Below are 8,649 nucleotides of genomic sequence, written 5' to 3' on the forward strand. Positions count from 1 at the left end.
TCAACTTTATAGAGAAAGGGGTATAATTGATGGCGAAACAAGATGTAATCGAAGTGGAAGGTACGGTTATCGAACCGCTTCCAAACGCGATGTTTAAGGTGGAGTTAGAAAACGGCCACACGGTCCTCGCGCACGTCTCAGGAAAAATTCGGATGCACTTCATTCGGATCCTACCAGGAGATAAAGTAACGGTTGAGTTGTCACCATACGACTTGACTCGCGGACGGATCACATACCGTTTCAAATAAAAACTCCGATTTTTTCAGGAGGAGGTATTCACAATGAAAGTAAGACCTTCGGTTAAACCGATCTGTGAAAAATGTAAAGTTATCCGCCGTAAAGGCAAAGTAATGGTTATTTGCGAAAACCCTAAGCATAAACAAAAACAAGGGTAATAAACAAGGAGGTGCACACATGGCACGTATTGCTGGTGTAGATATTCCACGTGAGAAACGCATCGTTATCTCACTCACTTACATCTATGGTGTTGGTAAAACGACTGCTCAGAAAGTCTTGAAAGAAGCTGGTATCTCTGAAGATACTCGTACTCGTGAATTGACTGAAGAACAACTCAACCAACTCCGTGATGGATTAGATAAAGTAAAAGTTGAGGGTGACCTTCGTCGTGAAATCTCACTCAACATCAAACGTTTGATCGAAATCGGTTGCTACCGTGGTGTTCGTCACCGTCGTGGTCTTCCAGTTCGTGGTCAAAACACTAAAAACAACTCGCGTACTCGTAAAGGCCCACGCCGTACAGTAGCGAACAAGAAGAAGTAAGGGAGGGTAAACTAAGATGGCAAAACGTAAACAGAATGTTCGTAGTAAACGTAAAGTCAAAAAGAATATTGAATCTGGTATCGTGCATATCCGTTCAACATTCAACAACACAATCGTTACGATCACTGACATGCAAGGGAATGCAATCTCTTGGGCAACTGCAGGTAACATGGGCTTCAAAGGCTCACGTAAATCAACTCCATTTGCTGCGCAACTCGCTTCTGAAACTGCTGCGAAAACAGCAATGGATAACGGTATGCGTACTGTAGAAGTTAACGTTAAAGGTCCTGGTGCAGGTCGTGAAGCTGCAATCCGTGCGCTCCAAGCAATCGGTCTTGAAGTAACAGCGATCCGTGACGTAACTCCAGTTCCACACAACGGTTGCCGCCCTCCAAAACGTCGTCGCGTGTAACCCGTCTTGTACTGCAAAGCGGGAATTCGAGTAGACTTTCGTTGATCGTTTGACCAAGCAAGGCAGTAGAAACGTACACAAGACGGTTGGCGATTGAACGCGATGGCCAACATGACGATATTCAAGGAGGGGTTCAGATGATCGAAATCGAAAAGCCGAAGATTGAAACGGTCGAATTAAGCGATAACGCTACGTTTGGTAAATTCGTGGTAGAACCGCTTGAACGTGGATTCGGTACAACGCTTGGTAACTCATTGCGTCGTATCCTATTATCTTCACTTCCGGGTGCTGCAGTCACTGCAGTCCAAATCGATGGCGTTCTTCATGAGTTCTCGACGATTGATGGCGTTGTAGAAGACGTTACCCAAATCATCTTGAACCTTAAAAAACTCGCCCTCAAAGTTTACTCGGAAGAAGAGAAAACACTTGAGATCGATATTCAAGGCGCCGGCGTTGTTACTGCTGCGAACATTACGCATGACAGCGACGTCGAAATCCTCAACCCGGAACTCCACATCGCAACACTTGCAGAAGGTGCATCACTTCATATGCGTCTGACAGCTCGTCGTGGCCGTGGTTACGTTCAGGCTGAAGATAACAAACGGGACGATATGCCAATCGGCGTCATTCCAATTGATTCGATTTACACGCCAATTCAACGTGTAAACTATCAAGTTGAAAAAACACGTGTTGGTCAAGATGCGAGCTTCGATAAGTTGACGCTTGATGTTTGGACGGACGGTTCAATCCGCCCTGAAGAAGCAGTGTCACTCGGTGCAAAAATCATGACAGAACACTTAAACATCTTTGTTGGTCTTACGGACGAAGCGCTCCATGCCGAAATCATGGTCGAAAAGGAAGAGGATCAGAAAGAAAAAGTACTTGAAATGACGATCGAAGAACTCGATCTTTCAGTTCGTTCGTACAACTGTTTGAAACGTGCCGGCATCAATACGGTTCAAGAACTCGCGAACAAGAGCGAAGACGAGATGATGAAAGTTCGTAACCTCGGACGTAAATCACTCGAAGAAGTTCAAGCGAAACTCGATGAACTCGGACTGGGCCTACGTAAAGAAGACTAAAACTATTAATTGCACGAAGGAGGGAATCCATCCATGGCATACTCGAAATTAGGCCGTACAAGCTCACAACGTAAGGCACTTTTGCGTGACCTTGCGACTGATCTCATCATCAATGAGCGTATCCAAACTACAGAACAAAAAGCGAAGGAACTTCGTCCAGTCGTTGAGAAACTCATCACTTTAGGTAAACGCGGTGATCTCCACGCTCGTCGTCAAGTTGCATCGTTCGTTCGTCGCGAAGCTGCTGGTCAAAACGAAGCTGGTAAAACACAAGATGCAATCCAAAAATTGTTTGCTGATGTTGCTCCACGTTTTGCTGAGCGTCAAGGTGGTTACACACGCATCATGAAAATGGGACCACGTCGTGGTGACGGCGCAGAAATGGTCATCATCGAACTCGTTTAATTTTTAAATGATTCGAATAAAAGGGCAGTGCGTAACTCGCTTCTGCCCTTTTGTTACAAATGAAATTATTTTGATTTGATGAAGGAGGAGCAGACATGACAAAGCTGATTGAGTTGGAACAGGTGACATACCGTTACCCGGAACAAGAACAACCAGCCTTACGGAATGTCTCTCTTTCGATTCATTCGCAGGAATGGGTCGCGATCGTTGGACACAACGGCTCTGGAAAATCAACGCTGACGAAGCTGTTTAACGGATTGTTGCTTCCTGAAGAAGGAACGGTCACTGTCAACGAGACATTCTCGAGTGCAGTACCGGAGCAACTGTGGGAGATGCGCCGCGCAATCGGTATCGTCTTTCAGAATCCGGATAATCAATTCGTCGGCACGACCGTGCGCGACGACGTGGCATTTGCCCTTGAAAACTGGGGTGTGCCACGCGAGGAAATGGTTCGTCGTATCGACGACAGTCTAGCGCGCGTTGGCCTTACGGATTTTGTTGATCGGGAACCCCATCAACTATCCGGCGGACAGAAGCAGCGTGTCGCAATCGCCTCGGCGCTTGCGATGCGCCCTGATGTTCTCGTGCTCGATGAAGCGACATCGATGCTTGATCCGATTGCACGAACTGAGGTTATGTCGACCGTCCAGGAATTATATGAGCAACACCCGATGGCCGTTGTTGCCATTACACATGAACTCGATGAAGTCTTACGGGCCAGTCGTGTCATTGTCATGGATGCGGGGCAAATCGTTTTAGAAGGCACACCGCAAGAGGTGTTTGCACAATCCGCGTTTCTTGAGCAGATTGGACTAGATGTTCCATTTGTCGTCCGGGTGCAGGAGCAACTTTCGGCACGTGGTCTTACTTATGAGGACACGATACTAGATGAAAGAGACTTGGTGAACCGCTTATGCCAATCTTAATCCAGGAATTGAACTATACGTACCAACTCAATAGTCCGTTTGAACGAGTCGCGCTGCGTGATGTGAATCTTGAGATTCCGTCAGGGGCGCTTGTTGCGTTTGTGGGGCATACCGGTTCTGGGAAATCCACGCTCGTCCAACATATCAACGGCTTGTTGAAACCAACTGCCGGTAAGGTACAGGTCGATGACATCGTCATCGAACCAAAACGAAAACAAGATTTAAAAGCGCTCCGTAAACGGGTGGGTCTTGTCTTTCAATATCCGGAATATCAATTGTTCGAAGAAACCGTCCTGAAGGATGTCATGTTTGGTCCAATGAACTTTGGTCATGCACCGGCAGAGGCAGAACGGTTAGCGAAAGATGCCTTACGTACCGTCGGACTCGATGAAGTCTTCTGGTCACGTTCTCCGTTTGACCTGTCTGGTGGGCAAATGAGGCGTGTTGCGATTGCGGGCGTACTCGCTAGTCAACCAGACGTGTTGATCGTCGATGAACCAACAGCGGGACTTGATCCGCAAGGACGAAAGCAGATGCTGTCTCTCTTTGCTGAGTTGCATGCACAATCCGGGATGACCTTGTTGTTGATTACGCATGATATGGACCAGGTGCTTGAGTATACGAACCGGGTCGTCGTCATGGAAGAGGGACAAGTCGCATATGATGGAGAACCAATGGGTCTATTCCGTCAAGAAACGTTACTGCGTCAATTCCATCTCGATTTACCCCATGTTCTGGCGTTTGCCTGGAAGATGGCCGATCAATTGAAACAGCTGCGCCCGTCGCTTCAGACGGAAGCGGAATTGATTGAATGGATTTTACGTGTACGGGGGGACGGACGATGATCGTAGGACAACATATACCAGGGACGTCGTATTTACATCGTTCGTCGGCCGTCGCGAAAATCATTTTTGCCTTTTGTTTCATTCCCCTTGTCTTTTTAGCCAATAATGCGGCAACGAATATTTTTTTACTGCTGTTTACGTTTTTTGCGTTAGCGAGTAGTAAATTACCGATTCGTTACGTCTTAAAGGGGCTGCGACCGATCTTATTCTTAATCGTCTTTACGTTTATCATTCAGCTGTTGTTTACGCGTGAAGGGGCCATTTTGTTTGAATTTGGCTGGTTCAAGATTTATGAAGAAGGATTGCGCCTTGCCATCATCGTATCGCTCCGGTTCTTTTATTTGGTATCGATTACGACACTCGTCACGTTGACGACGTCACCGATCGAACTGACGGATGCGATTGAGTTGTTACTCAAACCGTTTAAAGTCGTCCGTGTCCCGACGCACGAGATTGCCTTGATGTTGTCCATTTCACTTCGTTTCCTGCCGACATTGGCAGAAGAGACTGAAAAGATCATGAAGGCACAGCAGGCACGCGGTGTCGATTTATCGGCGGGTCCGATCAAAGAACGCCTGCGGGCCATCATTCCTTTGCTGATTCCACTCTTCATCTCGGCGTTTAAACGGGCAGAAGATCTTGCGACGGCAATGGAAGCCCGGGGATACCGGGGCGGCGAAGGACGGACGAGACTCCGTGAGTCCAAATGGACAGGTCGCGATACGGGACTGATCGTCCTTCTGATCGTCCTCGGACTGCTTCTGGTCTATTTACGGGGAGGCTTTTGATGCGACGCTTTAAATGTACGATTCAGTATGACGGGACGGACTATTCCGGGTATCAGGTACAACCGAACGGTCTGACGATTCAGGAAGTCCTCGAGAAGACGCTTGGGCGGATGCATAAGCACCCGGTCAAGGTGATCGGTTCCGGACGAACGGATGCGCGTGTACACGCGCAGGGGCAGGTCATTCATTTTGATACGGAGCTGGCGATTGCCCCCGCAAGCATGGTGAAGGCCCTAAATACGTTATTACCGGACGATATTCGCGTTCGTGACTGTAAAGAGGTCGCTTCTGACTTCGAAGCAAGGTATGATGTAGTAGGGAAAGAGTATCGGTACTTCGTGCGCCAGACGGAAGATGCGTTTCGACGTCATCAATCCGTCTTGATTCCGTATTCACTCGATGTTGCGCAAATTCGTCTGGGATTAGCGCATTTAGTCGGGACTCATGACTTCAGTTCGTTCTGTGTCGCGAAGACAGAGACGGACAATCGTGTTCGGACGATTTATGAAGCGGAACTGATTGAACAAGGAGCAGAGTTGATTTTCCGTTTTCAGGGAAGCGGTTTTCTCTACAATCAGATTCGGATCATGGTCGGCACGTTGCTTGATGTCGGACACGGTCGATTTACTCCGGAAGACATCAAACGAATGCTCGAAGCGAAGGATCGAAACGTCGCTGGTGTGACGGCACCACCGCACGGGTTATACCTTTGGGAAGTTTTCTACCCAGAGTCTAAAAAAGGCATTTGACATTAGCCGCTAAAAAACATACAATGTTTATTGGCATTTCATTTATTATGAAACCACAATCTTAGCCCCGTACACCTAAGATTCTGATAGATTCAAACAGTGAATAAATGAAAAATCAAAAAAGAAATTTTTAAATTCCTTAGGAGGTATTTTACATGCGCACAACTTTCATGGCGAAAGCTACTGATGTAGAACGCAAATGGCTCCTTATCGACGCAGAAGGCAAAACACTCGGTCGTCTTTCGAGCGAAGTGGCTTCACTTCTCCGCGGTAAGCACAAACCTACGTTCACACCACACGTTGACTGTGGGGATCACGTTATCCTCATCAACGTTGAGAAAATCGTTTTAACTGGTAACAAACTCGACAAAAAGGTCTACTACCGTCACTCTGGTCATCCAGGCGGCTTGAAGCAGACTGTCGCACGCGACTTACTCGCTAACAAACCTGAGCGTATGCTTGAACTCGCGATCAAAGGGATGCTTCCAAAAGGTAGCCTCGGTCGTCAAATGTTCAACAAACTCCACGTTTATGCTGGAGATACTCATAAGCAAGAAGCACAACAACCAGAAGTTTACGAACTTCGCGGTTAATTAATACGAATTTAGGAGGAACTACACGATGGCAGATGTACGTTACTACGGCACTGGTCGCCGTAAACACGCGGCAGCTCGCGTTTTCCTCGTTGCTGGAGACGGTAAAGTCACAGTTAACGGGCGCGATATCAGCGAATACTTCGGTTATGAAACTTTAATCATGACTGCAAAAGAACCACTTGTACTCACAGAAACAGAAGGCAAATACGATATCATGGTAACGGTTAAAGGCGGCGGCTTCACTGGTCAAGCAGGCGCAATCCGTCACGGTATCTCACGTGCTCTTCTTCAAGCGGATCCAGACTTCCGTGGCACACTTAAAGCTAAAGGTTTCCTCACACGCGATGCTCGTATGAAAGAACGTAAAAAATACGGTCTTAAAGCAGCACGTCGTGCACCTCAGTTCTCAAAACGTTAATCGTTTTATCTCTCATCCTTACGGGTGGGAGATTTTTTTTGTTAAAAAACCGCTTCTCGACCGGAAATGGTCAAAAAGCGGTCTATTGTTCAAGATGTACGACGTTGTATGTTTTGAATGAAGAATAGAAGTACCATCAAACTAATGAAGGTCAGCGGGATGCTCCACAAGAACAGGTCCTGAAAAAAAGAGCTGGGATCGGACTCTGTTTGTGAACCGACTTTCCCGACGAAGGACGTATCCTGACTTAGCACGGTGCTATTTTTAGGAAGGGTGGGCTGATAAGTCGCGTTCGCTTCATGCACTGTATAAAAGTAGATCGCATAACCGATATGTAAGAGAACGGTCAAGCCGCCCGCGAAGACGAAATTTTTTTTCATCAAAAAACTCCTTTTTCCGAATAATGAGTGAAACAAGCCTTCGTCAAGTATACTGCAATCCGTTTTCGGGAACAGTCTACAAAGGAGTGTGGTGAACGATGACTGTATCAGTCAGTTGGTTAATAGAACGGGCCAACCAGAAACTGAATGTTCCGGGACTTTCACCGGAAGTTGCCCGAAAGACACGACAAGTCATCCGTGAACTTCATGTCAAAGGCATTTATGTCGGGGTGGCGCAAGGATTCCGGTCCTACGCCGAGCAGGAGAAGTTGTATGCACAAGGACGGACAACTCCGGGCGCGATTGTGACGAACGCCCGTGGGGGACAATCGAATCATAACCGGGGGATTGCCGTTGATCTGTTTCAATACTCCATGGACGGGACGGAAGCCATCTTTAATACCGATGCCAACTTTCAGCAAATCGTCCAGGCGATGAAGCGGCAAGGTTTCTCCTGGGGCGGAGACTGGAGTGGATTTAAAGACTACCCGCACTTTGAGCTGAACAAAACGACAACGGATGTCTTAGTACCTTATCCGGGACAACCGCTCTATAAAGGAGCGGTCAATATGAACAGTCGGGACATCGAACGGATTCAGCGGGCAGTCAAGGCAACTGTCACGAAACGTTTTGATGCGGAGACCGTCGATAAAGTACGTGCCTATCAAGCACGTCAAGGATTAGCGGTCGATGGTGTCGTCGGACCCGCAACATGGAATCGGATGTTTTAACCGTGTAGAGGTTCCCTTTTTGCAGTTGTGAAGAGGAGGATCTCTTTTTTTCATCTTTCGGGTAGCTTCCTTACGAGTCTTCAAGGAAATGTCATGCTTTCCGAGTCGAAATGTGCAAGCGCTATCTTATTTTTGTTATACTGAAATGGATTAAATCGAACGTTCTCAGGGGGAAGGCACTATGTTGAATGAACAAGAAATTCGCGAGGTGGTCGGGCAATTGATCGATCCGACGATTGAACGCTCGCTTACAGATACGAACGGGATTCGTGATGTCCGAATCAAAGGAGACTATGTCAGTCTCAAAATCGCACTGGCGCAGGCAGGATCCGGCGAACAGCTTGCCTTACAGCAACAGATCGTCAAAGAGTTGAAAGAAAAAGGATTCAAGACGGTCGGCTTACGTTTCGAGGCGCTCGGTGACCACGGGATCCAGGCTGCGACGACACCATCGATTCTTAAACCGGAGTCGGGCACGACATTCATCGCGATTGCTTCCGGTAAAGGCGGCGTCGGAAAATCGACGGTTTCCGTCAA

15 protein-coding genes (1 of these 15 running past the window's edge) are annotated in these 8,649 nt (G+C 47.5%); 14 read left to right on the forward strand and 1 reads right to left on the reverse strand.

What is annotated here, in order from left to right:
- The first annotated feature begins 29 nt into the window (after positions 1–29).
- The 12 genes from infA (at position 30) to rpsI (ending at position 7,001) form a co-directional block, all read left to right on the forward strand.
- Entirely contained in the window at positions 30–248 is a 219-nt protein-coding gene (gene infA, locus HNY42_RS02070) for a translation initiation factor IF-1 (protein WP_012369032.1), read from the forward strand.
- A 33-nt stretch (positions 249–281) separates the two neighbouring features.
- Positions 282–395, forward strand: coding sequence for a 50S ribosomal protein L36 (rpmJ, locus tag HNY42_RS02075; RefSeq protein ID WP_003156543.1), 114 nt, complete (start codon positions 282–284; stop codon positions 393–395).
- Between the two features lie 19 nt (positions 396–414).
- Positions 415–780, forward strand: a complete 366-nt coding sequence (gene rpsM, locus HNY42_RS02080; protein WP_012369033.1) for a 30S ribosomal protein S13 — start codon at positions 415–417, stop codon at positions 778–780.
- Positions 781–796: 16 nt separating this feature from the next.
- Positions 797–1,192: a 30S ribosomal protein S11 gene (gene rpsK / locus HNY42_RS02085; RefSeq protein WP_012369034.1), complete on the forward strand. Its 396-nt coding sequence runs from the start codon at positions 797–799 to the stop codon at positions 1,190–1,192.
- A gap of 137 nt (positions 1,193–1,329) precedes the next feature.
- The gene (locus tag HNY42_RS02090; protein ID WP_012369035.1) at positions 1,330–2,274 is read left to right on the forward strand and encodes a DNA-directed RNA polymerase subunit alpha; all 945 of its coding nucleotides are present in this window, start codon (positions 1,330–1,332) and stop codon (positions 2,272–2,274) included.
- Between the two features lie 33 nt (positions 2,275–2,307).
- Positions 2,308–2,679: a 50S ribosomal protein L17 gene (gene rplQ, locus HNY42_RS02095; RefSeq protein WP_012369036.1), complete on the forward strand. Its 372-nt coding sequence runs from the start codon at positions 2,308–2,310 to the stop codon at positions 2,677–2,679.
- A 95-nt stretch (positions 2,680–2,774) separates the two neighbouring features.
- Positions 2,775–3,605, forward strand: coding sequence for an energy-coupling factor ABC transporter ATP-binding protein (locus HNY42_RS02100; RefSeq protein WP_026826922.1), 831 nt, complete (start codon positions 2,775–2,777; stop codon positions 3,603–3,605).
- A complete protein-coding gene (locus tag HNY42_RS02105) occupies positions 3,593–4,450 on the forward strand; it encodes an energy-coupling factor transporter ATPase (RefSeq protein ID WP_188004984.1) in 858 nt (285 codons plus the stop codon). Before HNY42_RS02100 ends, HNY42_RS02105 begins: the two co-directional genes overlap by 13 nt.
- The gene (locus HNY42_RS02110) at positions 4,447–5,238 is read left to right on the forward strand and encodes an energy-coupling factor transporter transmembrane component T family protein (RefSeq protein WP_131504438.1); all 792 of its coding nucleotides are present in this window, start codon (positions 4,447–4,449) and stop codon (positions 5,236–5,238) included. The genes HNY42_RS02105 and HNY42_RS02110 overlap by 4 nt, the downstream gene beginning before the upstream one ends.
- Entirely contained in the window at positions 5,238–5,987 is a 750-nt protein-coding gene (gene truA, locus HNY42_RS02115; RefSeq protein WP_188004985.1) for a tRNA pseudouridine(38-40) synthase TruA, read from the forward strand. Before HNY42_RS02110 ends, truA begins: the two co-directional genes overlap by 1 nt.
- Positions 5,988–6,142: 155 nt before the next feature.
- A complete protein-coding gene (gene rplM / locus HNY42_RS02120) occupies positions 6,143–6,580 on the forward strand; it encodes a 50S ribosomal protein L13 (protein ID WP_012369041.1) in 438 nt (145 codons plus the stop codon).
- A 28-nt stretch (positions 6,581–6,608) separates the two neighbouring features.
- Positions 6,609–7,001 carry a 30S ribosomal protein S9 gene (gene rpsI / locus HNY42_RS02125; RefSeq protein ID WP_012369042.1) on the forward strand — a complete coding sequence of 131 codons (393 nt, stop codon included), beginning with the start codon at positions 6,609–6,611 and terminating at the stop codon, positions 6,999–7,001.
- An 89-nt stretch (positions 7,002–7,090) separates the two neighbouring features.
- Here rpsI and HNY42_RS02130 read toward each other — a convergent pair whose 3' ends face one another.
- The gene (locus tag HNY42_RS02130) at positions 7,091–7,381 is read right to left on the reverse strand and encodes a hypothetical protein (protein WP_131973664.1); all 291 of its coding nucleotides are present in this window, start codon (positions 7,379–7,381) and stop codon (positions 7,091–7,093) included.
- A 98-nt stretch (positions 7,382–7,479) separates the two neighbouring features.
- Between HNY42_RS02130 and HNY42_RS02135 the strand changes: the two genes are divergently transcribed.
- Together HNY42_RS02135 and HNY42_RS02140 are read left to right on the forward strand one after the other, a co-directional pair.
- On the forward strand, positions 7,480–8,112 hold the full coding sequence (locus tag HNY42_RS02135; RefSeq protein WP_131504441.1) for a M15 family metallopeptidase: 633 nt from the start codon (positions 7,480–7,482) through the stop codon (positions 8,110–8,112).
- A 181-nt stretch (positions 8,113–8,293) separates the two neighbouring features.
- A protein-coding gene (locus HNY42_RS02140; protein ID WP_131504442.1) for a P-loop NTPase crosses the window boundary here: on the forward strand, positions 8,294–8,649 show its 5' portion. 676 nt of this gene lie beyond the right edge of the window; the window shows 356 of its 1,032 coding nt (coding positions 1–356); its start codon is at positions 8,294–8,296; its stop codon lies off the right edge, out of view.

Source organism: Exiguobacterium sp. Helios (assembly GCF_014524545.1).
GTDB lineage: Bacteria > Bacillota > Bacilli > Exiguobacteriales > Exiguobacteriaceae > Exiguobacterium_A.